General features: G+C 49.1%; 14 protein-coding genes, 1 tRNA gene and 3 rRNA genes. 11 read left to right on the top strand and 7 right to left on the bottom strand.

Going from position 1 to position 25,652, the window contains the following annotated elements; translation table 11 throughout:
- Positions 1-131: 131 nt before the first annotated feature.
- From tyrS to ACQUQM_RS16910, 6 genes are all read left to right on the top strand, one after another.
- Positions 132-1,451, top strand: coding sequence for a tyrosine--tRNA ligase (gene tyrS / locus ACQUQM_RS16935; protein WP_432471053.1), 1,320 nt, complete (start codon positions 132-134; stop codon positions 1,449-1,451).
- A 673-nt stretch (positions 1,452-2,124) separates the two neighbouring features.
- A 16S ribosomal RNA gene (locus ACQUQM_RS16930) occupies positions 2,125-3,665 on the top strand.
- Between the two features lie 170 nt (positions 3,666-3,835).
- Positions 3,836-3,912 (top strand) — tRNA-Ile (locus tag ACQUQM_RS16925).
- Between the two features lie 371 nt (positions 3,913-4,283).
- Positions 4,284-7,176: ribosomal RNA gene (locus ACQUQM_RS16920) — 23S ribosomal RNA — on the top strand.
- A gap of 120 nt (positions 7,177-7,296) precedes the next feature.
- Positions 7,297-7,412: ribosomal RNA gene (rrf, locus tag ACQUQM_RS16915) — 5S ribosomal RNA — on the top strand.
- Together the 16S, 23S and 5S rRNA genes with 1 tRNA gene alongside form the textbook arrangement of a ribosomal RNA operon.
- Before the next feature lie 764 nt (positions 7,413-8,176).
- Positions 8,177-8,401 carry a hypothetical protein gene (locus ACQUQM_RS16910; protein WP_432471052.1) on the top strand — a complete coding sequence of 75 codons (225 nt, stop codon included), beginning with the start codon at positions 8,177-8,179 and terminating at the stop codon, positions 8,399-8,401.
- On the opposite strand, the gene ACQUQM_RS16905 is transcribed toward ACQUQM_RS16910, so the two are convergent.
- On the bottom strand, positions 8,398-8,838 hold the full coding sequence (locus tag ACQUQM_RS16905; RefSeq protein ID WP_432471051.1) for a PaaI family thioesterase: 441 nt from the start codon (positions 8,836-8,838) through the stop codon (positions 8,398-8,400). The two genes, ACQUQM_RS16910 and ACQUQM_RS16905, sit on opposite strands and share 4 nt — an antisense overlap.
- Before the next feature lie 206 nt (positions 8,839-9,044).
- Here ACQUQM_RS16905 and ACQUQM_RS16900 point away from each other — a divergent pair, with 206 nt between their 5' ends.
- A complete protein-coding gene (locus ACQUQM_RS16900) occupies positions 9,045-9,524 on the top strand; it encodes a DUF2489 domain-containing protein (protein WP_432471050.1) in 480 nt (159 codons plus the stop codon).
- Positions 9,525-9,531: 7 nt separating this feature from the next.
- Positions 9,532-9,906 carry a hypothetical protein gene (locus ACQUQM_RS16895; protein ID WP_432471049.1) on the top strand — a complete coding sequence of 125 codons (375 nt, stop codon included), beginning with the start codon at positions 9,532-9,534 and terminating at the stop codon, positions 9,904-9,906.
- A 6-nt stretch (positions 9,907-9,912) separates the two neighbouring features.
- On the opposite strand, the gene ACQUQM_RS16890 is transcribed toward ACQUQM_RS16895, so the two are convergent.
- The 4 genes from ACQUQM_RS16890 to ACQUQM_RS16875 all read right to left on the bottom strand — a co-directional run bounded on the left by ACQUQM_RS16890 (position 9,913) and on the right by ACQUQM_RS16875 (position 17,173).
- The gene (locus tag ACQUQM_RS16890; protein ID WP_432471048.1) at positions 9,913-12,612 is read right to left on the bottom strand and encodes an ATP-binding protein; all 2,700 of its coding nucleotides are present in this window, start codon (positions 12,610-12,612) and stop codon (positions 9,913-9,915) included.
- Positions 12,609-13,586 carry an ABC transporter substrate-binding protein gene (locus ACQUQM_RS16885; protein WP_432471047.1) on the bottom strand — a complete coding sequence of 326 codons (978 nt, stop codon included), beginning with the start codon at positions 13,584-13,586 and terminating at the stop codon, positions 12,609-12,611. Before ACQUQM_RS16885 ends, ACQUQM_RS16890 begins: the two co-directional genes overlap by 4 nt.
- A 19-nt stretch (positions 13,587-13,605) precedes the next feature.
- Positions 13,606-15,672, bottom strand: a complete 2,067-nt coding sequence (locus ACQUQM_RS16880; protein ID WP_432471046.1) for a TonB-dependent receptor plug domain-containing protein — start codon at positions 15,670-15,672, stop codon at positions 13,606-13,608.
- 355 nt (positions 15,673-16,027) lie between these two features.
- Positions 16,028-17,173 (bottom strand): methyltransferase, encoded by a 1,146-nt coding sequence (locus tag ACQUQM_RS16875; RefSeq protein ID WP_432471045.1) that lies wholly within the window; start codon positions 17,171-17,173, stop codon positions 16,028-16,030.
- A gap of 233 nt (positions 17,174-17,406) precedes the next feature.
- Between ACQUQM_RS16875 and ACQUQM_RS16870 the strand changes: the two genes are divergently transcribed.
- On the top strand, positions 17,407-19,014 hold the full coding sequence (locus ACQUQM_RS16870) for a methyl-accepting chemotaxis protein (protein ID WP_432471044.1): 1,608 nt from the start codon (positions 17,407-17,409) through the stop codon (positions 19,012-19,014).
- 348 nt (positions 19,015-19,362) lie between these two features.
- Here the strand turns inward: ACQUQM_RS16870 and ACQUQM_RS16865 are convergent, their stop codons facing one another.
- Together ACQUQM_RS16865 and ACQUQM_RS16860 are read right to left on the bottom strand one after the other, a co-directional pair.
- On the bottom strand, positions 19,363-19,977 hold the full coding sequence (locus tag ACQUQM_RS16865) for a LysE family translocator (RefSeq protein WP_432471043.1): 615 nt from the start codon (positions 19,975-19,977) through the stop codon (positions 19,363-19,365).
- Positions 19,978-20,030: 53 nt separating this feature from the next.
- Positions 20,031-20,510, bottom strand: coding sequence for an Lrp/AsnC family transcriptional regulator (locus ACQUQM_RS16860; RefSeq protein WP_432471042.1), 480 nt, complete (start codon positions 20,508-20,510; stop codon positions 20,031-20,033).
- Between the two features lie 193 nt (positions 20,511-20,703).
- Between ACQUQM_RS16860 and ACQUQM_RS16855 the strand changes: the two genes are divergently transcribed.
- Entirely contained in the window at positions 20,704-24,219 is a 3,516-nt protein-coding gene (locus tag ACQUQM_RS16855; RefSeq protein WP_432471041.1) for an indolepyruvate ferredoxin oxidoreductase family protein, read from the top strand.
- A 37-nt stretch (positions 24,220-24,256) separates the two neighbouring features.
- The gene (locus ACQUQM_RS16850; protein ID WP_432471040.1) at positions 24,257-25,456 is read left to right on the top strand and encodes an amino acid aminotransferase; all 1,200 of its coding nucleotides are present in this window, start codon (positions 24,257-24,259) and stop codon (positions 25,454-25,456) included.
- Positions 25,457-25,652: the final 196 nt, after the last annotated feature.

Below are 25,652 nucleotides of genomic sequence, written 5' to 3'. Positions count from 1 at the left end.
AAGTTTAGTGAGGGTGTTTGAGGTGCATTTGCGGAGGCGGTTATTATCATAGTTTGTGAGATCAATTGCGGGCAGGTAGAATATGCGCCCAAACCGTAATCCAGACCCAAATTTAAAGGTAAATAGAGGCAATGACTGACACAACGCTGTTACAGGACCTGACCGCACGCGGACTTATCGCGCAGATGACCAGTGAAGATGAGCTGGCGCAACACCTGACTGATGGTTCTGTCACCCTCTATTGTGGCTTTGACCCTACCGCAGACAGTCTGCATATTGGCAGCTTGGTACCTCTGCTTGCGTTGAAGCGTTTTCAGCAAGCGGGCCATAAGCCGCTGGCGCTGGTAGGTGGTGCAACAGGTCTGATTGGCGATCCCTCTTTTAAAGCTCAAGAGCGTAAGCTGAATGATGACGAAACTGTCGCCGGTTGGGTGGAAAAGCTGAAAGGCCAGGTCAGTCAGTTTATAGATTTCGATTGTGGTGCAAACAGTGCTGAGGTTGTAAACAACCTGGACTGGACCCGCAATATGGATATTCTGAGCTTTCTGCGCGATGTCGGTAAGCACTTTTCTGTCAATCAGATGATCGCAAAAGAATCGGTTAAGCAGCGTATTGATCGTGACGGAGCCGGCATCTCGTATACAGAGTTTACTTATATGATTCTGCAATCCTATGACTTTCAGCAGCTAAATAAGAGTCATGGCTGTACTCTGCAGATCGGTGGTTCTGATCAGTGGGGCAATATTACCGGTGGTACCGAGCTGACCCGGCGTATGAACGGTAATCGTGCCTACGGTCTGACACTACCGCTGATTACCAAGGCTGACGGTACTAAGTTTGGTAAAACCGAGAGTGGAACAATCTGGTTGTCTGCTAATAAGACATCCCCATATGCGTTTTACCAGTTCTGGATCAATACCGCCGATGCCGATGCTCACCGGTTCCTGCGTTACTTTACTTTCTTGCCGATCGAAGAGATTGAGCGCATTGAACAGGAAGATGCAGAAGCGCAAGGCCGTCCTCAGGCACAAGCTGTGCTGGCAGAAGAGGTTACTCGTCTGGTGCATGGTGAAGAAGGCCTGGTGGCTGCCAAACGAATTACCGAAGCGCTGTTCAGCGGCGATACCTCAAATTTAAGTGACGGTGACTATCAGCAAATATGTCAGGATGGATTACCTACATCTGAATTAGGAGGACTTGATTTAGTTGAGACCCCTCTGACGTCTTTGTTATCAAGTGCTGATATGGGCACAGGCAAGCAAGTCAAAGATGCGTTACAGCGAAATGCTGTACACATTAATGGTGAGGCCTTAGGTTTAGATGCTATCAATAATGTTGAGTCCATTTTCACTGAAGAAAATGCGAAGTTTGGTAAGTATTATCTTGTGAAGCTAGGGAAGAAGAAGCATCACATCTTCACTTATTCTCCAAGTCTCCGAGATAGAGGCTAAGTTAAGGGAAGCCTTAAAATGATATTTATAAAAACCGCCGCAAGGCGGTTTTTTGGTTTATAAAAGATAGAAAAGCGAACCGGCTTACGTAGTGCTTGTTGACCAATACCTATAAAGAAGGCTTTTTCTAGCCACTAGCAGTCGCGTAGCGACGTTCTAGCTAGCGACGCAGTCGCGGTCTAGCTACTGGTCCATCGAAACTACAGTTTTTTCGACCTTTTTGCAGTTTATCGGGCCTCCCCTGTTGACTCCTCTGCCAGTCGATGTAAAATGCGCTTCCTCGCTTGAGACAGCAGCCGGCAACGGCCACTGAGACAGGTTGAGGTGTTGAGTTTAACTCTTTGAAAAACAGTGTTTTTTAAACGAATTAATCACAACATGAAGCACAACGGTTTGTTTGTAAGTTTATTACAACTTCTCAAATAAAACGGTTGACTTCAACAGGGTGTTGAGTAGAATACGCACCTCGCTTGAGACGACACACCGGCAACGGTTTGAGTCACTCAGGCACGCTCTTTAACAGATTGATCAGATAATTCGTGTGGGCGCTTGTTGAGATGGAGCACAAAAGCTTTATCAAAGACAAAGCGACCATATGTGAATTCATTTACATGTAGTTGTTTAGTACTTTGAGCTAGATTTACAGAATGTCTTTTTCCGACATTCTTGATTTAAACTGAAGAGTTTGATCATGGCTCAGATTGAACGCTGGCGGCAGGCCTAACACATGCAAGTCGAGCGGTAACATTTCTAGCTTGCTAGAAGATGACGAGCGGCGGACGGGTGAGTAACGCGTAGAAATCTACCTAGTAGTGGGGGATAGCCCAGAGAAATTTGGATTAATACCGCATACGTCCTACGGGAGAAAGCGGGGGATCTTCGGACCTCGTGCTATTAGATGAGTCTGCGTCGGATTAGCTTGTTGGTGAGGTAATGGCTCACCAAGGCGACGATCCGTAGCTGGTCTGAGAGGATGACCAGCCACACTGGAACTGAGACACGGTCCAGACTCCTACGGGAGGCAGCAGTGGGGAATATTGCACAATGGGCGCAAGCCTGATGCAGCCATGCCGCGTGTGTGAAGAAGGCCTTCGGGTTGTAAAGCACTTTCAGCAGTGAGGAAAGGGGTGTCGTTAATAGCGGCATCCTGTGACGTTAACTGCAGAAGAAGGACCGGCTAACTCCGTGCCAGCAGCCGCGGTAATACGGAGGGTCCAAGCGTTAATCGGAATTACTGGGCGTAAAGCGCGCGTAGGCGGTTTGTTAAGTCAGATGTGAAAGCCCCGGGCTCAACCTGGGAACTGCATCTGATACTGGCAAACTAGAGTACAGAAGAGGGTGGTGGAATTTCCTGTGTAGCGGTGAAATGCGTAGATATAGGAAGGAACACCAGTGGCGAAGGCGACCACCTGGTCTGATACTGACGCTGAGGTGCGAAAGCGTGGGGAGCAAACAGGATTAGATACCCTGGTAGTCCACGCCGTAAACGATGTCTACTAGCCGTTGGGAGACTTGATCTCTTAGTGGCGCAGCTAACGCACTAAGTAGACCGCCTGGGGAGTACGGCCGCAAGGTTAAAACTCAAATGAATTGACGGGGGCCCGCACAAGCGGTGGAGCATGTGGTTTAATTCGACGCAACGCGAAGAACCTTACCTACTCTTGAAATCCAGAGAATTCGCTAGAGATAGCTTAGTGCCTTCGGGAACTCTGTGACAGGTGCTGCATGGCTGTCGTCAGCTCGTGTTGTGAAATGTTGGGTTAAGTCCCGTAACGAGCGCAACCCTTGTCCTTATTTGCCAGCACGTAATGGTGGGAACTCTAAGGAGACTGCCGGTGACAAACCGGAGGAAGGTGGGGACGACGTCAAGTCATCATGGCCCTTACGAGTAGGGCTACACACGTGCTACAATGGCCGGTACAGAGGGCTGCAAACCTGCGAGGGGGAGCTAATCTCAGAAAACCGGTCGTAGTCCGGATTGGAGTCTGCAACTCGACTCCATGAAGTCGGAATCGCTAGTAATCGCGAATCAGAATGTCGCGGTGAATACGTTCCCGGGCCTTGTACACACCGCCCGTCACACCATGGGAGTGGATTGCACCAGAAGTAGCTAGCTTAACCTTCGGGAGGGCGGTTACCACGGTGTGGTTCATGACTGGGGTGAAGTCGTAACAAGGTAGCCCTAGGGGAACCTGGGGCTGGATCACCTCCTTAAACGATAGCGAAATCTTAGCAAGCGTTCACACGAATTATCTGATCACTGATAGAGAGAGCGAATTGGTTCTAACCAATGTAAAAGCTTGTAGCTCAGCTGGTTGGAGCGCACCCCTGCTTTTAATAAAGAGTGGGTGAGGTCAAACCGATAAGAGAACAGGTTATGAAATAGGCTTGTAGCTCAGCTGGTTAGAGCGCACCCCTGATAAGGGTGAGGTCGGTGGTTCAAGTCCACTCAGGCCTACCATTTTAAAGCTTCGGCTAGGTAGATGGTTAGTTAGAACTGAAAGCCAGCTCAGCTGGTTAGAACGCATCCCACACTTCATCTAAAAGAAGGGGGTGAGGTCGGTGGTTCAAGTCCACTCAGGCCTGCCAAGTAATCACATATTATCTGGTCAATCCGCTCTGTAAAGACAGAGTTTTAAAAAATATCTGCGCAGTTTGCAGCTATCTTTTAAAGCTTTTTGCTTTAAACGCTCTTTAACAATTGAATCCTGTAACGAGAATGAAAAATATGTACAAGCGCTAATCCGGCGTAAATGTATCGTTATTTCATCGTCATTGAAAAATGACATGAAGTTTTATCAGTCTCTTCGATCAGACCCTTTTGGGTTATATGGTCAAGTGACTAAGCGTGCACGGTGGATGCCTTGGCAGTCAGAGGCGATGAAGGACGTGTTAACCTGCGATAAGGTTCGGGGAGCCGGTAAATGGGCTTTGATCCGAACATTTCCGAATGGGGAAACCCACCCAGTATAAGCTGGGTATCTCTTAAGTGAATACATAACTTTTGAGAGGCGAACCCGGGGAACTGAAACATCTAAGTACCCGGAGGAAAAGAAATCAACCGAGATTCCCCTAGTAGCGGCGAGCGAACGGGGACCAGCCCTTAAGCTGTAATGTAGTTAGCAGAACACTCTGGAAAGTGTGGCGATAGTGGGTGATAGCCCCGTATGCGAAAACTTACTTACAGTGAAATCGAGTAGGACGGGACACGTGATATCCTGTCTGAATATGGGGGGACCATCCTCCAAGGCTAAATACTCCTGACTGACCGATAGTGAACCAGTACCGTGAGGGAAAGGCGAAAAGAACCCCTGTGAGGGGAGTGAAATAGAACCTGAAACCGTGTACGTACAAGCAGTGGGAGCGGTCCTTGAGACCGTGACTGCGTACCTTTTGTATAATGGGTCAGCGACTTAATTTTAGTAGCAAGGTTAACCGTTTAGGGGAGCCGTAGGGAAACCGAGTCTTAATAGGGCGTACAGTTGCTAGGATTAGACCCGAAACCGAGCGATCTATCCATGGGCAGGTTGAAGGTTGAGTAACATCAACTGGAGGACCGAACCGACTGTCGTTGAAAAGCCAGCGGATGACTTGTGGATCGGAGTGAAAGGCTAATCAAGCTCGGAGATAGCTGGTTCTCCTCGAAAGCTATTTAGGTAGCGCCTCATATCTCACCTACGGGGGTAGAGCACTGTTTCGGCTAGGGGGTCATCCCGACTTACCAACCCGATGCAAACTCCGAATACCGTAGAGTGCAATTATGGGAGACACACGGCGGGTGCTAACGTCCGTCGTGAAAAGGGAAACAACCCAGACCGTCAGCTAAGGTCCCAAAGTTATGGTTAAGTGGGAAACGATGTGGGAAGGCTCAGACAGCTAGGAGGTTGGCTTAGAAGCAGCCACCCTTTAAAGAAAGCGTAATAGCTCACTAGTCGAGTCGGCCTGCGCGGAAGATATAACGGGGCTCAAACCATACACCGAAGCTACGGACGCAATTTATTGCGTGGTAGAGGAGCGTTCTGTAAGCCGTTGAAGGGAAAGCTGAGAAGCATCCTGGAGGTATCAGAAGTGCGAATGCTGACATGAGTAACGATAAGGGGAGTGAAAAACTCCCCCGCCGGAAGACCAAGGGTTCCTATCCAATGCTAATCAGGGTAGGGTGAGTCGACCCCTAAGGCGAGGCTGAAGAGCGTAGTCGATGGGAAACAGGTTAATATTCCTGTACTTTTTGTTATTGCGATGGGGTGACGGAGTAGGCTAGGCCGGCACGGCGTTGGTTGTCCGTGTTTAAGGCAGTAGGCTGAGATCTTAGGAAAATCCGGGATCTCATACGGCTGAGAGCTGATGACGAGTCCTCTTTTGGACGAAGTGGTTGATGCCATGCTTCCAGGAAAAACCTCTAAGCTTCAGATAACAAGAAATCGTACCCCAAACCGACACAGGTGGTCAGGTAGAGAATACCAAGGCGCTTGAGAGAACTCGGGTGAAGGAACTAGGCAAAATGGTACCGTAACTTCGGGAGAAGGTACGCCGCTGACGGTGATGGGATTTACTCCCTAAGCTGTTGGTGGTCGAAGATACTAGGTGGCTGCGACTGTTTATTAAAAACACAGCACTCTGCAAACACGAAAGTGGACGTATAGGGTGTGACGCCTGCCCGGTGCTTGAAGGTTAATTGATGGGGTTAGCTTCGGCGAAGCTCTTGATCGAAGCCCAAGTAAACGGCGGCCGTAACTATAACGGTCCTAAGGTAGCGAAATTCCTTGTCGGGTAAGTTCCGACCTGCACGAATGGCGTAACGATGGCCACACTGTCTCCACCCGAGACTCAGTGAAATTGAAATTGCGGTTAAGATGCCGTATATCCGCGGCTAGACGGAAAGACCCCGTGAACCTTTACTATAGCTTCGCAGTGGACTTTGATATTACTTGTGTAGGATAGCTGGGAGGCTTTGAAACCTGGACGCCAGTTCAGGTGGAGCCAATCTTGAAATACCAGCCTGGTAATATTGAGGTTCTAACTCAGGTCCCTTATCGGGATCGAGGACATTGTGTGGTGGGTAGTTTGACTGGGGCGGTCTCCTCCTAAAGAGTAACGGAGGAGTACGAAGGTGCGCTCAGCATGGTCGGAAATCATGCATTGAGTATAAAGGCAAAAGCGCGCTTGACTGCGAGACAGACACGTCGAGCAGGTACGAAAGTAGGTCTTAGTGATCCGGTGGTTCTGTATGGAAGGGCCATCGCTCAACGGATAAAAGGTACTCCGGGGATAACAGGCTGATACCGCCCAAGAGTTCACATCGACGGCGGTGTTTGGCACCTCGATGTCGGCTCATCACATCCTGGGGCTGAAGCCGGTCCCAAGGGTATGGCTGTTCGCCATTTAAAGTGGTACGCGAGCTGGGTTTAGAACGTCGTGAGACAGTTCGGTCCCTATCTGCCGTGGACGTTTGAGATTTGAGAAGAGTTGCTCCTAGTACGAGAGGACCGGAGTGAACGAACCTCTGGTGTTCGGGTTGTCATGCCAATGGCATTGCCCGGTAGCTATGTTCGGACAGGATAACCGCTGAAAGCATCTAAGCGGGAAGCCCCCTTCAAGATGAGATCTCACTGGGGCCTTGAGCCCCCTGAAGAGCCGTTCAAGACCAGGACGTTGATAGGCTGGGTGTGTAAGCGTTGTGAGGCGTTGAGCTAACCAGTACTAATTGCTCGTGAGGCTTGACCATATAACGCCAAAAGCGTTTGTTGAGCTGATAGATTAAGATACACTGTTCGATAAGAACAGACGAAGGATTAGAGCTTGTACTCTCCTTCTCTTACAGGATTACTTTTGTTAACAGTTTTTGCTTGGCGACCATAGCGAGATGGAACCACCCGATCCCTTACCGAACTCGGAAGTGAAACGTCTTAGCGCCAATGGTAGTGTAGGGTTTCCTTATGCGAGAGTAGGTCATCGCCAAGCACCTAATTACGGAAAACCCCGATCACTTTGTGATCGGGGTTTTTTCGTTTTGGCGGTGCCAAAACGAAAGACAGTGACTAGAACGTCGCTGCGCGACTCGCTAGAACGCCGAATAAGCTCGGCTAGCTAGTGGCTAGAAAAATCAAAGGCCAGGTCAAAAGCGACAGGCCAAGTCAAAGTCAAAAGCGACAGTCAAAAGCAATATTTGAAAACCAACCGTATTTCCTTACGCCTGCGTTTGCACCTCATTGAATTAAGAAGGCTTTTTCTAGCCACTAGCAGGTGCGCTTGCGCGCCGTTCTAGCGAGCGACGTAGTCGCGTTCAGTAGGTCATCGCCAAGCACCTAATTACGGAAAACCCCGATCACTTTGTGATCGGGGTTTTTTCGTTTTGGCGGTGCCAAAACGAAAGACAGTGACTAGAACGTCGCTGCGCGACTCGCTAGAACGCCGAATAAGCTCGGCTAGCTAGTGGCTAGAAAAATCAAAGGCCAGGTCAAAAGCGACAGGCCAAGTCAAAGTCAAAAGCGACAGTCAAAAGCAATATTTGAAAACCAACCGTATTTCCTTACGCCTGCGTTTGCACCTCATTGAATTAAGAAGGCTTTTTCTAGCCACTAGCAGGTGCGCTTGCGCGCCGTTCTAGCGAGCGACGTAGTCGCGTTCTAGCCACTGTTTACCCGTTACAGTTGTCTTCGATCAATAACCCCAGGTTTTAATCCCTATAGAATCATCCGTCATTTAAATCATACTGAGGTAGTACAGTGTCTGGATCGAACGTGCAGGTAAAAGGTGATCTTGATAATTTGATTCCACAACTAAACGGAACTCAGGTGCAGAGTCTGAGCTCTTTTATTAAGAGTATTGTGGATACTGAACAGCCAGAGCTTCTATCTGATGAAGAAAAGCAATTGCTTAGCAGCTTCCGGAAATCGGATGATCATGCTCGTCAGACTCTGCTAATGCTCGCTAAAGTTCATGCTGGTTAGATATAGCCTATCTCTTCATTGAGTAATTTCGCAGAGGGCATAAAGGTGCCGCTTCCTCTGGCGACCTCTCTGCCCCGGTCGTCGTAAGCTGTTGCTTCAGCCAGAATCAGTTGTTTGCTATAGCTAATTATCCTTCCTTCACTTCTCAGCTTGCCGCCGGTGACTGCCCGGGTTATATAGGTATTAAATGAAGTAGTGAGAAGGAAGCTTTCAAACTGTCGACTCATTGCAGCAAAATACGCCGCATCATCCAGCACTTTAAAGTAGGCAGAACCATGCCAGGAACCGCCAGCATGGAAGAAGCATTCCTGAACCGGCGTAATGATTGTTGCTTCAGCTCTGCGGATCTCTATCTCAGGTTTATAGAGCTGGTTAACTGCCGCAGAAAGGTACATTCTGCAGAGTTTTGCATAATGTTGCTTGGTCCTGTCAGTCATACCTTCCCCTTAGCAGATGATGCTTTTGAGTCTTTGTTGTAGATTACATCAGGCCGCTGATACAAGGTTTACCCTTAACTGATAATCCGCTGGGCTTTAGCTCTATTTCATGGATAATATCGCCAACCGGGGACTGATCAGGGATCAGCACGCACAGCGCCTTTTAAGTTTCTTTATAGCAACAGTATGCCGGAGAAAGACAGAATATGTCTGAAACAACAGTTTATCTATTGATTGCAGTTAATTTGTTCATTGTGGCAGGGCTTGCTGTTTATATTTTCCGGTTGTTGCGGCGGCAAAAACTGCAGCGCCAGGCTGCAGAAGATAAATTGAAAGCTGTTGCGGAAGAGGTACGTAAGCACCGTCTTTATCTGATTGAAAGTCTTCAGGTCATTGGCGGGTCTATCATTAATGGTGAGATTCCCCTGACCGAAGCATCTATTCGCTGTAAGGTTTTACTGGACAATCTTGATCCTCAGCTGGGGCAGAGTGATGCTTATATTGTCTTTAATGAGGTTTACCAGCAGAGTAAGCATATTCCAAAACTTGAGGCCTGGAAAAAGCTCAAAAGCATAGAAAAGGCTAAGCATATGCAAGTAATGGAGCAGCTTGAGAGCGATTATAGCGAAAGGATTCGTGCCGCAGCAAAAGCGCTCAGGTTGCAGGATTTTAATCACTATCGTTGAGGCTCAAATGGAGTTCGTTGTCGTTTTTCTGGTTTGCTTGCTGGTATTAATAATACTGGTTGTTGGCCTGGCCTTTGGGCGGGCTCCAGCGTATCAGCCGAGCCGTGCTTCGGTATTGGCCCTGTTAAAGGGAATTGCCGATAAATCCACCCCAGAACCAGGCTGGGCTCTGTTTCTCAGCTCACCAATAACTCACGATGCTGAACTGGAAGCGTTCCGTAAACGCTGCTTTCTGTTTGATGAAGGACTTTCCGATCAAGGCCGGGCGCGGCCCGGTATCAACGGGAATATTTATGACCTGGCAGGCCGGACATATATTGCGGGTATTGCGCGGGAACTTGAGCAATTAATTCAGGATCAGCCTCTGACACTGGATTTTTAGTTGCTTTCATTCATCCAGATATTGTTGGTGTTTAATCAGCCGTTCCAGCCGCCACAGTAACTGCCATATCGCTTTACTGTCTTTTTGCTTCACTGCATCATTCAGCTCACAACTGCACAACTCCAATTCGGGTAGTTCAAGCAACCCTGCCAGTCCAGTCAATTGATGAGTGTGATCCTGCATTAAAATCATATTATGCTCTGTAAACCCCTGCTGTAGCGCTTTTAGCTGCTGGGTCAGTTCCAGTTGCAAATCTTGCTTACTTAGCTGGTATTGACTCAGATTAGTCGGTGCATGTTCGTTTTCGAAGTCTGGTTTGTTGCCGCTTTCAGGTGTTGTTTTGCATAGTAACTTGAGCAGGTTGATAAGCTTTTTATCGTTAATTGGCTTGTACTCGATACGACTCACGCCGGCCTGGCGAAGCGCGTGCTCTTCGCTGGAAATTACGTTGGCGGTAAGTGCGATTATCGGTAGCTGGCTGTGAATTTCTCGTATTCTGGCGGTTGCTTCGATACCATCCATGACAGGCATATGCACATCCATCAGAACAGCATCCGGGGCCTGCTGGTTGACCAGTTGCAGTGCCTCCTTACCGGTGCGGGCTTCCGAAACTGTGGCCCCGGTCGCTTCTATAATCTTACGTAGCAGTAGTCGGTTAAAGTCGTTATCTTCTGCGATGACTATATGTGTTTCAGGGCTGAATATCTTGCGTTGCAGTTGTTTCCTGTTTTCTTGCACATCAAGCCGGGCATGACTCAGCCACTTATTCAGCAGCGATCGACGCAATGGTTTACTGGTTACGGCAACCTTCTGATGATTGCGAATATCTATCAGCTGATTAATCTCGGCATTAACTGCCGGAGCCAGCAGCAGGATATTTCCTTTAAATGCCGAGAAAAGGGCCGGAATCTTAAGCTTTTGTTGATGGGCAATGTCATGGTTGGCGCTGAGACCGAATATCAGAGAACTTTGATTACTATCTATACTGGTCAGGTTCTCCTCGAGAGATTGGAGCGTAGCGCAGGGGTGCAGCTTGCTGGTAAAAGGGGTGACCAGGTTAACTAACGACTCGAGGCTGGCAGGATGACGGTCGAAAATAATCAGGTCGGTGTTTTGATTAAAGGATGATATTGAAATCAACTGAGCGTTCTGCGGTGTTGATTTACAACTGAAACTACATATTACCTCGGTCCCTGCCCCCGGAGTGCTACTGAATTGAACTTGCCCCTGCATCAGCTTAACCAGCTTTTGCACAATAACCAGCCCTAAACCACTGCCGCCAAATCGCCGGGTAATTGATGAATCTGCCTGGGAGAATGCGTTAAAAAGATGCTTCTGCTGCTCATCGGTTACGCCTATACCACTATCTTTAACGCTGAGCTGTATAACAATGGAATCTGCATCTGTCGCAGCCAGATCCAACCGGATAATGACCTGTCCCTGCTCGGTGAATTTGATCGCGTTACTGATCAGGTTGGTTGCTATCTGGCGAATCCTGGTAGGATCACCCAAAATTTCGTGAGGTAGAGAGGCGTCCGCCAGAAAAGCCAGCTCCAGGCCTTTAGTTGCCGCGCTTTGAGACTGCATTTCTATCGCTTCATGAATGACATTTTCGGGATTGAACTGTATTCGTTCAAGCGTAATGGCATCGGACTGAAGCTTGGCAAAATCTAGAATATCATCAATGATCGAAAGTAGCATATTCGAAGTTTGATTGATAATTCTGCAATGTTCCTGTTGTTCAAAAGTCAGTTCGGTTTGCCGCAGCATTCCTGTGAATCCCAATACTGAAGTCAGAGGGGTTCGCAGTTCATGACTCATGCGTGCCAGAAACTCATCTTTTGCCAGGTTGGCCTGATCTGCTTTTTGTCGGGCCCGCTGCAGGGCTATATTCTGAGTTTCAAGGTGCTGCATTGTTTTGCGCAAGCGTTGCGTCGCTTTATCTACCTGGCTTTCAAGCACCTGGTTGGATGTCTGTACCCTTTCTGCCAGTTCATTTATGCCTCTTTGTAGTGAGCCAAGCTCTGCGCTTGAGTCGGTAATTGTGCGGGCTCCAAGATCACCCTGTTGTAGTTTTTGTACGGTATTCGTCAGGCGGATAATAGGGCCGGTCAGGGCTTCAGCAAAACGTACCGCCACCAGAAAAGTGACAAACAGGACTGCAAACAGCAGAACCAGGCTGTTAGTAATTATCTGGTTTTGACGTGCCTGAATCGTTTCTGTAGAAAGGGCTACGATAACCCAGCCTAATAGCTGCCTGTCTTTATCCGCAGCCGGGTATTCCGGTGAGTCCTGAACCAAAATTCCGCTGGTCAGAACTGGAGTTGCAAACAGCCAGAAATCCCCTTCATGTCTATGTAACGGGGTATTACCTGGCTGTAACCGGAACTCAAAACTGTTCGAACGAAAGAGCAGTTTTTGTTTATTGTCCAGGAAAATTACATCCGCTACATCCTGCTCGAGGATAGGGCCTTCACTTAATGCATTTAGTTGGTGAGTGAGCCCTGAGATCAGACCAAATTCTGACGCTTTTGCCATTAGTCGGGACATTGTTTCTCCCCGTTCAATCAGGGTCGCTTCAGTATCCGATATACGTGTTGAGACAAAATAACCGCTCAGCACCAGGGTCATGAAGACCAAAGGCAGTAGTGTCAGTAACAGAACTTGTTGGCGGATACCTTGCTGTCTGAGCTTAGTTAGACTCATTTATGTACTTCCTCACCCAACATCTTTTCAATGATGGACTGTTCCGGTATCTGAATTTGTAATTGTCGGGCTGTCTGCCGGTTGACGACGACTGAGAAATAACGGCTGTGCTGTGGTGCGGGTAGCGCACCTGAAGTGGCCAGCTGGGTAATTAATTCTGCGGTATGCCGTCCAGTCTGGGCCGGATCGGAAATAACGGCAGCTAAGGCGCCGGACCGAACGTAGTTTCTGGAGAATGCTATAAGCGGGACTTTTTTTCGCAGTGACATATAAAGCAGCCACTTTGCCGTCGTGCGATTGAATATGGTCTGATCGGGCAGAGCCAGAAAAATATCCGAACTATTCATTATTGGTTGTAACCGCTTTACGGGGTTGTCTTCGTCATTAAAAGTATCGGAATACAGGTTGAACTCTTGCTGCCGCGCGGCCTGATGCAGACTGTAAAATTTCTTACTCGAATCGGGTCCCAGGATCACGCCAAGACTTTCTGCGTTCGGGCTGATTATTCTGGCCAGCGCCAGTTGTCGATTATAGGGTTGATCAAGAAAAACAGCCGACAGTTGTAACTGCTGTTGTGAGATATGACTACTGTACTGCTGTTTAAGTTGCTGATAAGTGGAGCTGGGCAGGAAGGTTGCAATCAGGGCCGATTGTGGCGCAGCATTTTTCAGGCTGAGTGCAGTGGCTTTGCTGCCAATCGGTATGATCAGATTAAATCGCTGCAGTTGCGCAGCAGTGTTGCTTTTCAGAGCGTCTGTATTACTGGTTTCTATATTGATTGCCGGGCCCAGGCTGATGACCGCGTCTGCCACTTGTTGATAGGGCGATTTATCTTCACTGAGAATAATAAGTGCTTTGTAGGCCGTTTCAGCATAGCTATTCTGTACCAGCAGCAGGTTGCAAAACAGCACCATGACCAGAACGATAAATTGCCCCGGTCTGCGTGTTTTTGGCGCTGCTCCCTGTTCTCTCATATCCCTGTTTATCGCCTTTTTAGAAACTCAGTCTGGCTTGTAAGTATGTCCTGCGCTCAAAGGTGTTGCGCTGGTAAAATTCAGGATATGGGTCATCCCGCAAGTTTTGTACTATTAAAGAAAGCCTGAGTTGTTTATCGCCTTGTAAACGTAAAGCTTTAGCGAGCTTTATATCGGTACGATGGTAAGTCGGATGCGGCAGTTTTCCTCCCCCTTCAAGCCATCGGACCTGGCTCAGGAAGTAGCCTGTCATACTGATCTGCAGATCGCCGGGCAGTGTAATGCTGGCCAGCAGAGATGCTGTGTGCATCGGATTACGTTGTTCTAATTGATCGATTACGTCGGCGGTGCCAGGGCCGCTCTGAGCGCCATAGTTACGATAGCCACGGCTATCGATATAACCGTAGTTAAACACCAGAAGAGGCCTTAAAGGGCTGTCTGGCTGATATTTATACTGTGTTTCAATTCCCCTGTTTATCCATTGGGCGCGGTTTAATTCTGTGCGGTATTTCTCATCGATATCACCGGGCTGGATGATAGGCGTATCCAGTATCTGGTAAGAGGTGCTAATGCCATTGCTGATCTCTTCATAGAACAGGCGCAGATCCAGTTGACTGCTATATTCCGGCCATTGTGCTAAATAACCAATATCGAACGAATTTATTTTCTCAGGGCCAATATCCGGGTTGGCCAGTACGTCAATCTCATAGATCGGCCCGAAATCGCCAACAATAGTTGCCGGGTTATAGATGATGCTTTGATAGTGGGCGTCCAGCAGAGAAGGTATCCGGTAAGCCTGAGTATATGAAGTTCTTAAAGTGCTCAGTGGTGTTAGCTGGTAGTTAGCAGCCAATCGAGGAGATATTTTAGTGCCGCCAATATCTGAATGCTCAAGCATCGCACCGGAGTTAAAAGTCCAGTCGTTCAGCGTTTTATATTCCCAGCTGGCAAATAGTCGGCTGCGCTCACTGCTAATCCAGTCTGTAGTGTCCATTATTTCCCGGCTGCGGGCACGGTCCAGCTTGTATCCGGCGCCGAGAATAATGGTGCTGAGTGGCGAGTAATGATGCTTAATCGATGCTTCTATATCGTGTTGCTCGACATCACCGACTTCGGCAGCTGCTCTGAACGGGGCGTTGGCATCCAGAAACTCTTGCGCAAACTCTTCCCGGTCAACACTGTAAGCGTCGGCCAGCGGGTCAGTGCCCAACTCATTACGCACATACGCCGTAGTCAGGTTGTCAGCCTCCAGATTATTAACTGTATGGGAGTAGCTGAGATTGAGCTCGCTGTTGTCACCGACAAGGCGGTTCCAATTGAGATGTTGATAATGGGTATCATAATCACGCCGTGCCAGTTCAAGCTCTGCATCGATATCCCCAACTGTTGTAAAGCCGTTGCTTAGACCCAGCTCGAGAGTGAAAGTATCTTGCAGCGTCGGGGACAGCTTAGTGCTGAAGTTAAAGTAGCGGCGTACAGCTGGATCGCGATCTCCGTTATGGAAAATATAACCATTATTATCAAGTGTACCGGCTGAAATACTGTAGTGACCGATATCAGTATCAGCACTATGCCGTAGTTCAATATTCTTGGTATTAAATTCCCCTGTGGTGTATTTCAGGGAACTGCCCTGTTGGCTTAGCGGGGTATTAGTGATGATATTGATCGCGCCGAGAAATGCATTTGACCCCTGGGTGACTGTATTTGAACCGCGAATAACTTCAATATGGTCTATGTCGTCGACAGTGACAGGCAGGGTATCCCAGATTACTGTTGAGAATAGTGGTACATAGATTGAACGGCCGTTCAGCATGACCTCCATACGCGGGGGAAATTTATCACTCATACCGTGATAGGCCGCGGCTGAGGTATTGGTTGCAGTATTATAGGACTGCATACCCGGGACCAGACGTAACAGATCCGGTATCGTCAGAGCGCTGGATGCCTCTATCATAGTACGGTCAATCACTGTTACCGATGCCGGTGCCTCGCTGATATGCTGCGGCAGACGGGTAGCTGAGAAAATGATTGGAATATCATCGAGGTAATCCGCTTCAGTGATAATATTTTCACTGGCTGCTGTCATTGGAGATGAGGATATAAACAGCAGGCATGTTAAATAACAAACGGGTTGGTGAAGTAACCGCAGTGGCATTGTGTAGTTCCAAGAGTTTATATGCAGGTTTACTCAGATCCTTGTGCCAACCCAGACAATAATAACGCTTAAAAGAATGGCTTCGAAAATAAAACCGTTATTTTCAAAAATCCATTCCATCTCTAATAAGACCTACTACGTGATGGGAGCCATAAGGGCCAAAATCAGGTCTGCAGCGACAGGTCTGTCGATGCATTAGTTTGAAGCGTTAATATACCGAAGAACGGAGAGCTGGTCGATTAACTGCAGTGCAAAAAAAGAATGTTTTTTAAAACGAATGTTTTATTTATTTTTCTTTTACCGACTTTAAAATTATAAACTTTTTATTACTGGCAACAGTGAGGCAGTTGCCAAACAACTGTTTCAATTTTACGTGGTAGCCAAGATGACGATTGCCTATAACCCACATCTCCCCGCCAACCTTCAATACCTGCCTGGCCTCTTTAAACATCTGCCAGGCAATAAAGTCACCGATTGCCGTTTGTTGATGGAACGGAGGGTTGTTTAGAATCAGGTCGGCGCTGGCTTCGCTAATTCCGTTCAGACAGTCCGTTACCTTAAACAGACCATCCCGATCCGGGAAGGCCCGATTAAAGTTATCTTTCGCTGAGGCCACGGCCATATGAGATTCATCGACAAACGTCAGGGTCGCTGCGGGATTTTTTTCCGCCGCCATCAGACCGACGATGCCGTTGCCACAGCCCAGATCGATAATTGATTTAAAACGCCCGTCTGCCGGCAGGTTTTGAATAAAAAACCGGGTGCCGATGTCCAGTTTCTCCCGGGAGAATACGTTGGCGTGGTTGGTTATTTGGTATTGGCTGCCTTCCAGCAGATACTGCTTCGGGTATTTATTGAGCGGTGGTATGAGGGACTCTTCAAATTGGCAGAATATCAGCCGGGCTTTTTTGCGCGCCAGGGATGTATGCGTCGGCCCCAGTATTTTTTCAAACAGGTTCAGTGTTGAGGTATGAATACCTTTGACCATTCCTTCCGCAACAATTGTAGTGTCAGGTTTCAGCAGTGGCCGTATCCTGTGTAACTGGTCTTCCAGCTGAGCCAGACTCTTGGTTATTTTGATAATAATAAGGTCGAACTTTACCCCGGCAGGCCCGTTTTCAGCGGAGTAAGAAAGGCTGTCTGTCAGGCTGACCTGTATCGGATCAATACCGTTGACTTGCAAGTTATGCAGCGTTGCCTGTTGTGCAATATAGGAGTCACTGAGCATAACCGGACTGTCTTGTGCCAGGGCAACTGAGAGCGCGCCGAAACTATCATTCAGAATGAGCGTGCTTTTGCCATGCAACTGCTGCTCGGCAAGATAGTGCAGAACATACTCATCCGCTGCGTCCCAGGCTCTTAATGTTTCTTTTGCCCGAACCGGGTAGCGATCCAGTTTGAATGAGCCTTGTGCAGTAGTCAGAGTTTCCATCGCTTTGCCGATCTTTGCCGTAATTACAGAGGGGGGAATTATATAGCAAAGTGTATTCAGACTCTGCTTTAGTCCTGGTTTTATTCAGAGAGATACTGATACCTCAGTAGTCTGCTCAGTATGGGCAGAATAGCTGTATAAAACGCTCCTTTTGTTGCTTTTGGTCATTAAAATCAAATGACGACCGATTACTATACCTTTCGTTGTTATATAGGTTTTGTGGGGAATACAAAATGTACAGTTCTATGGCGAACATTGTTGATAGGTTATTACGCTTGTTTGGCTGCAAAACCATCAATCGTCAGTTCATGTTGTCGTACGCTTTGATTTTTTTACTGGCAACAGTGTCTGCAGTATCTCTGTACATGAGTATGGCGATCAATCCTCAGACGATAAATACGGCGGGGCGGCAACGGATGCTCAGTCAGCGTATCGCGAAAGAGGCGATGTTGGTGGCCGCAGGTATTGAGCAGCAGGTAGCGCTCGAAAAAACTATTGCACTGTTTGAACAGTCCCATCAGCGAATTGTAAATGGTGATAGCAGCTCCGGTATGAATGCCCTTTCAGATCCTGAGATTATTGCTCAGATGAATCATGTGGAATCTCTATGGCAGAATTATAAAACCTTAATCATTAAGCACACAGAGGAAAATAGCGCGGCGACTCTGCAGCAGATCCAGCAACAGTCTCCGATTGTCCTGAAGCAGATGAACGCTGCGGTCATGATGATGACCGCTCAGGCCAACAGTACCACGAGGACCCAGCTACTACTGTCATTCGGCTGTATTGTGTTGATTCTTGTGCTGGTGGTACTGGGCCGGGTGTTTGGCCTGCGATCGCTGATGGATAATATTGAACGACTGCGAATTCGTATGTCTGAGGTCGGCAAGGGCGACTTCTCACATCGCTTTCAGGTTTTGCATAGCGATAATGAAGTAGGGCACCTGTTCGATTCCTATAACCGAATGCTGGGTCATGTCAGTGAGCTGTTACAGAAAGTGCAACAGGTTGCCGATAACACCGAACGGCATATCAATAATGTGGTGCAGGCGACGAACTCGACAGAACAGGGCGTGTCCAGACAGTATGATGATATTGAACTGGTAGCCACTGCGATGACAGAGATGGCGGCGACCGTGCATGAGGTTTCCAGTAATACAACCGAAGCTGAGTCTGCGGCGATTAATACCGGCGAGCAGGCGAAGCAGGGGGGCGATATTGTTGTCCAATCTCAGTCCCAGGCATTGCAGATGCAGAGTACTTTGCAGGAAACCGCGGCGTTGATCGAATCACTGAAACAGGAAACCCTTTCGGTCGGTAATGTGACGTCGGTGATCGATGAAATTGCCGAGCAGACTAACTTGCTGGCCTTGAATGCTGCAATTGAAGCGGCACGGGCCGGAGAGCAGGGGAGGGGGTTTGCGGTGGTTGCCGATGAGGTGCGTAATCTGGCGCAGCGTACCCAGCAATCGACCCAGCAGATTCAACTGATTGTACTGCAGCTGCAACAGAAAGCAGAGCAGGCGGTCAGCTCAATGGCGGTGAATAATTCTTTGGCAGAAACCAGCAGTGAACTAGCGCAATCGGCAGCTTCGGCGCTACAGGAGATTATCAGTTCGGCTGAAAGAATATCGAATATGAATATGATGATATCGACCGCCACTGATCAGCAAAGTGCAGTGGCCACCGATATTGATCAGCGCATCGTAAATATCTCCGATGTCGCAGGCCATACCAAACAGGAAGCTCAGGAAGTTGTACAGGCGATCAGCCAGGTTCGCAAAGAGGTGCAGAACCTTAATGAGCTGACCCATCGCTTCCGCTTATCCTCGGATGAATAGGTACCACGCTCGCTGGCACAGTTAGTTAGAACACGACTGCGTCGCTCGCTAAAACGTAGCGCAAGAATAAAAGGGCAGACCGCCGCTTCACGGCTAGCTAGATCGGAAGGCAAACCTTCCTGCTAGTAGCTAGTGGCTAGAAAAATCCTTCTTAATTGAATGTAATGAAAACGCAGGAGTAAGAGGGTTGTGCTTTTAGCTTTTGATTGTCGTATTTGACCTGGCTTTTGATTTTTCTAGCCACTAGCAGGTGCGCTTGCGCTCCGTTCTAGCGAGTCGCGAAGCGACGCTCTAGCCACTGCCTTTTCCGTTCTAGCAACTGATAATAAAAATGCTTACGCATTTTTATTAATTTCGGCTGGCCAGATAGACGCCAGCTCCCATCATAATACTGCCTGCGCTACGGTTAAGCTGTTTAACCGCCCTCTCTGTGCGCAATTTAGCACTGGCCCAGTGGGCACAATAAGCGATCAGCATCAGACCCAGCATCAGGGCGACCATTGTTAGGATTGCAGCCAGAGCTACATCCTGGGTCGTTAGAATTGTCAGGTCCATAAACGTGGGCAAAAAGGCAATATAGAACAGAATGACTTTTGGGTTTGACGCAGAAATAAGAAAGCCCTGAATAAATTCCAGCGAACTGCGTTTATTAATGCTGATTGTAGTGTCATCGGTCGTCGGCTTACTGGTAAAAATCTTATAACCCAGATAGATCAGGTAAGCTGCACCCACCCAGCGGATCACTGTAAATAACCCTCCCCAGTGCTCTGCAATAGTGGCCAGGCCAAGGCAGGCCAGCAACAGATAAATGATATCGCTGATCACCATACCGAACGCCAGCATAAAGCAGCGTCGAGTACCTTCGACCATAGCCTTTGCCAAAATCGCAAATACACCGGGACCCGGTGTAATTCCGAAAATAAAGATAGCGATAAAAAAAGTCACAGCGCTTTCGAAAGTCATAGTGCAGCTTCAGCGTTAACAGTGTTGGTCAATAAGTATACAGCGGATCTCGCTTATACCGGAATAGCCGTTTCATACTTTACTTCGCGCAGAGTGAAGTTTGATTTCACCTGGGATACTCCCGGCAGCGAGAAAATATTCTCGGTCAGGAAGTTATCATAGGTCGCCATATCCGGAATCACTACCCGCAGGACAAAGTCAGCATTGCCGGTCACCGCGTAGCATTGCATCACTTCAGGGCAGGCTTTTACCGCTTCCTCAAACTCCCGGGCGTTATCCTTCGAGTGACGGGTCAGGCTGACCAGCAAGAAGACGCAGAGACCATAATTCAGGGTCTGGGGGTCAACCAGTGCGGTGTACTGGCGTAATACTCCCCGCTCCTCCAGTGCCTTCACCCGCCGCCAGCAGGCTGCTGTAGATAAGCCGACTTCATCTGCCAGTTGCTGGTTTGATATACGACCATCCTGTTGCAGGATACGCAGGATGTGGCGGTCATAATTATCGGGTTTAAAAATATCCTTTGAACTGCTCATATTTATATAAATCTCTATAAGGTGAAATAATCTATCTTAAAATAAGTGAAAGAGTAGTGTTTGTTTCAAAATGATAGTTCCTTATATCAATATTCGAAAGCACCTTTCTGGCAAAAAAAACTACACTGGACAGTAAATATGCAGGCGGGCAAGCCGCTGCGAATAACAATAAAAGTTCTATGTGAGGTATGCCATGGGTCAGCCAGAAACCCGAATTCCGAATAGCCCCTTGTTAGATGACTCTTTGCTCGATGACTCTCTAGATAATTACGCCCTGAATGATCGCTACCTGCGTCCGACCGGGCGGGTGTTTCTGACCGGAACCCAGGCGCTGGTTCGATTGCCGATGATGCAACGCCAGTTAGACCGTAAGAATAATCTCAAGACAGCAGGTTTTATCAGCGGCTATCGGGGCTCTCCGCTGGGTGGCTATGATCAGGCGCTATGGCAGGCGGGTGATCTGTTGAAATCTCACGATATCGATTTTATACCCGCAATTAATGAAGACCTGGCGGCGACAATGGTGCTGGGTACGCAGCAGGTTGAGACCGATGCCGATAAGAACGTGGATGGCGTATTTTCCATCTGGTATGGCAAAGGGCCGGGTGTCGATCGGGCCGGTGATGCCCTCAAGCACGGTAATACCTATGGCAGCTCCCCTAATGGCGGTGTCTTAGTTGTAGCAGGCGATGACCACGGTTGTGTTTCTTCCAGTATGCCGCATCAGTCGGATGTGGCATTTATGTCCTGGTTTATGCCAACCATCAATCCTGCCAGTATCTCTGAGTACTTTGAATTTGGCCTGTGGGGCTTTGCTATGTCCCGTTTCAGCGGCATGTGGTGTGGCTTCAAGGCGATTGCCGAGGCCGTGGAAAGTGCCGCATCGGTTGAAATCGCGGAACTGCCTGAGTTTAAAATACCGACCGACTTTGTTTCGCCGGAAGGTGGCCTTCACTACCGCTGGCCGGACCTGCCGGGACCACAGCTGGAAACCCGTATTGAGCATAAGCTGGCCGCGGTTGCCGCTTTTGCCCGTGCCAACCCGATTGATAAACGTATTTATGACCTGCCCGATGCCCGCTTCGGCATCGTGACCACCGGTAAGGCCTATCTGGACCTGCTGGCGGCGCTGGAACTGCTGGGGCTGGATGAAGAACAGGCACGCAGTATCGGCCTGGATATCTACAAAGTCGGCCTGGTATGGCCGCTGGAGCGCACTGGTGCGCTGGATTTCGTCCATGGCAAGCAGGAAGTGCTGGTGGTGGAAGAGAAGCGCGGCATCATCGAGAGTCAGATTAAAGAGTATATGTCCGAGCCGGATCATCCTGGCGAAGTGCTGATTACCGGCAAGCAGGATGAAAAAGGCGAGCCACTGATCCCCTATGTCGGCGAACTCGGCCCGAATATGCTGGCGGGCTATATCGCCCAGCGATTGCAGCGACTATTTGGTCTCGACTTCAGTGCCCGTTTGGCCACTATAGGTGAGCGCGGTAGCGATGCTGCTGATCCCGGCGGTGTACGTCGGTTACCTTATTTCTGTTCCGGTTGCCCGCATAACTCATCGACTAAAGTACCTGATGGTAGTAAAGCCCAGGCGGGTATCGGTTGTCACTTCATGGCTTCCTGGATGGGCCGAAAAACCGAGTCACTGATCCAAATGGGTGGCGAAGGGGTAAACTGGATCAGTAAGTCCCGCTACCTGAATAATACCCATGTATTCCAGAACCTGGGTGAAGGTACTTACTTCCATTCAGGTTCGATGGCGATTCGCCAGTCGCTGGCGGCCGGGGCCAACATCACGTACAAAATCCTGTTTAACGATGCGGTTGCTATGACCGGCGGCCAGCCGGTAGACGGCGTTATTACAGTACCGGCGATCGCTAATCAGGTGTACGCAGAAGGTGTTCAGCGGATCGCTATTCTCAGCGATGAGCCTGAGAAGTACAGCGATAAGAGTATCTTTCCGCAGCAGGCAACATTCCATCACCGCGATGAACTGGAGCAAGTGCAGCTGGAGCTACGCGACATACAGGGTGTAACGGTACTGATCTATGATCAGACCTGTGCAGCAGAAAAACGTCGCCGCCGTAAGCGCGGCCAGTTTCCGGATCCGGCTAAACGTGCCTTTATCAACCACCATGTTTGTGAAGGTTGCGGTGATTGTTCCGAGCAATCCAACTGCCTGTCCGTTATTCCGCGTGAAACCGAGCTGGGGCGTAAGCGCCGTATCGATCAGTCCTCATGTAATAAAGACTTTTCATGTGTGAAAGGCTTCTGTCCGAGTTTCGTGACTATTGAAGGTGGTGAGCTGAAGCGGGGAGCGGGTGTTTCTACCGGTGATCAGTTCGATAATAAGGTTGCCGCGTTACCTCAGCCTGAGATTAAAGCGCTGGAGAAAACCTATAATCTGCTGGTCGGTGGTGTCGGTGGAACCGGAGTCGTGACTGTCGGGGCACTGATAACTATGGCGGCGCATCTTGAAGCGAAAGGCTCTTCCGTGCTGGATTTCATGGGCTTTGCGCAAAAAGGTGGCACAGTACTGAGTTATGTGCGCCTGGCTCCGACGCCGCAAGACATTCATCAGGTCCGAATCGATGTCGGGCAAGCTGATGCGCTGGTGGCTTGCGATATGGTGGTGGGTACCTCCGATAAGGCGTTGAGCGTGTTACGTCGAGGCCATAGCCGTGCGGTAATGAACCTGGCGCAGATGCCCACAGCCGATAACGTGCTGTACCGCGATGCCGATATGCAGGCGACCCGTCGCAACCGGATTCTCTCAGATGCTGTCGGCGACGAAAATCTGGCGACTCTGGATGCTAACCGTCTGGCTGAAGCATTGCTGGGCGATACCGTATTTTCTAATGTTATGATGCTGGGCTTTGCCTGGCAGAATGGTCTGATTCCGCTGTCGATGGCATCGCTGAGTCGGGCTATTGAGCTAAACGCGGTAGCGGTGGATAAGAACCGTACAGCCTTCAACTGGGGTCGTCTGGCGGCTGTAGATATGGCCTTTGTTGAGCAGGCTGCAGGTGGTGTTGTTGAAATTGCAGAGCCTGATCTGGCTAGCCGGATTAAGCGCAATATCAATTTCCTGAGCCAGTATCAGAACGCGGCGTATGCTGAAAAGTATAAAACACTGGTTGATTCAGTTACTCAAGCTGAGCAGCAAGTGTCAGCTGATAATACTCTGACTGATGCGGTTGCTACCCAGCTGTTCCGTCTGATGTCTTATAAAGACGAGTACGAAGTAGCGCGGCTGTACACCGAAACAAGTTTCCTGAGTGAAGTGGCTGATACCTTTACCGGCGATTATCGGATTAAGTTCCATGTAGCGCCGCCGTTATTAGCCCGTAAGCAAGCGAATGGACGTCCACGTAAGATTGAAGTAGGTGGCTGGGCTCTGAAAGCATTTAAACTGCTGGCGAAAATACGTGGTTTACGCGGTACCCCGCTGGACCTGTTTGCCTATAGTGCTGATCGTAAGCTGGAGCGTCAGTTACTGACTGAATATAAGGCACAGATCGCCACACTGGTCAGCGGCCTGCGCAGTGATAACTATACTACTGCCGTCGAGCTGGCGCAGTTGCCAGCAGAGATTCGCGGTTTTGGCCTGGTTAAAGAACAGGCAGCAGAGAATGCACTGCAGCAGGCGGAGCAACTACTGGCTCAGTTCAAGGCTAATAAAATTGAAATAGAGGCTGTTCTTTAAAGGCGGCGATATAAGAGTATAAGCAGAGGAGATTCAGATGTTTGAAGGATTGAAAGCACTACCCCAGGATCCGATTCTATCGCTAATGCTGAAATACCAGCAGGATGACAATCCGGCCAAGCTTGACCTGGGTATCGGCGTCTATAAAGACGAACTGGGTAACACGCCGATTATGCAGGCTGTACATACAGCTGAGCAGCAGCTGTTGCAGAGCGAAACCACTAAAAGCTATATCGCCCCGGCCGGCTCGCCGCTGTATAACCAGCGTATTCGTGAGCTGGTCTTTGGTGCCGATCATCCGGTGTTGCGTGATAACCGGGTGGCATCTGCTCAAACCCCGGGCGGTTGCGGTGCATTACGTATGGCCGCCGAGTTTATACGTGGCTGTAGTACCTCAAGCTCGGTCTGGGTCAGTACCCCAACCTGGGCTAACCATATCCCGTTGCTGGGTGGTGCTGGCTTGCCGCTGAAAGAGTACCCCTACTACGATTATGAAAATAAAAGTATCCAGTTTCAGGCCATGCTGGATACCCTGGAGCAAGCGGTAGCCGGAGACTTTGTCTTGTTACACGGATGCTGTCATAACCCGAGTGGCGCGGATCTGAACCGAGAGCAGTGGCTGGCGGTTGCTGAATTGTGCGCCCGAAAGGGATTGATCCCGTTTGTCGATATGGCGTATCAGGGATTGGGTAGCGGTCTCGATGAGGATGCTTTCGGTGTACGCATGCTGGCTGAAAAGATGCCGGAGATGCTGATTGCCACGTCTTGTTCGAAGAACTTTGGCTTATACCGCGAGCGCACCGGCACGTTGTTTATTGTTGGCGCTAACGGGGAACAAGCGGCAAATGCGGGCAGCCAGCTGTTCAGCAAAATTCGCAGCCATTACTCCATGCCGCCATCCCACGGCGCAGCTATTGTCGAGACTATTCTTGGCGATCAGCCGTTGAATCAGATGTGGCAGACTGAACTGCAAGGGATGCGTCAGCGCATTCTGGGCTTACGCGAGAGTCTGGTGCGACATATCGCGGCCTCTGAAATAGATGGGGACTTCAGCTTTATCGAACAGCAGTTCGGCATGTTCTCTTTCCTGGGCATAACACCACAGCAAGTTGAGTTGCTGCGCACCCGCTACAGTATCTACATGATCGACTCCAGCCGGATGAATGTCGCCGGACTGAACGCTCAGAGGATGGATTATTTCGTAGCGGCACTGGCTGATGTTCTTAAAAGTAGCTAGACCGCCGGTGAGAAACAGAAGCTAGACCGCCGAACAAGTTCGGCTAGCTAGAACAAGCATTCCCGCGTTGCGGGAATAAAAAAAACCGCCTGCTGGCGGTTTTTCGGTTTTTAACTTTTGATTTTTCTAGCCACTAGCCACTAGCCACTAGCCACTAGCCACTAGCGAGTCGCGAAGCGACGTTCTAGCTAGCAAA

The sequence above is a fragment of the Amphritea sp. HPY genome (genome assembly GCF_050870985.1).
Taxonomy (GTDB): domain Bacteria; phylum Pseudomonadota; class Gammaproteobacteria; order Pseudomonadales; family Balneatricaceae; genus Amphritea.
The sequence above is the reverse complement of the archived record's forward strand: the minus strand, read 5'-3'. Positions and strand labels throughout refer to the sequence as shown.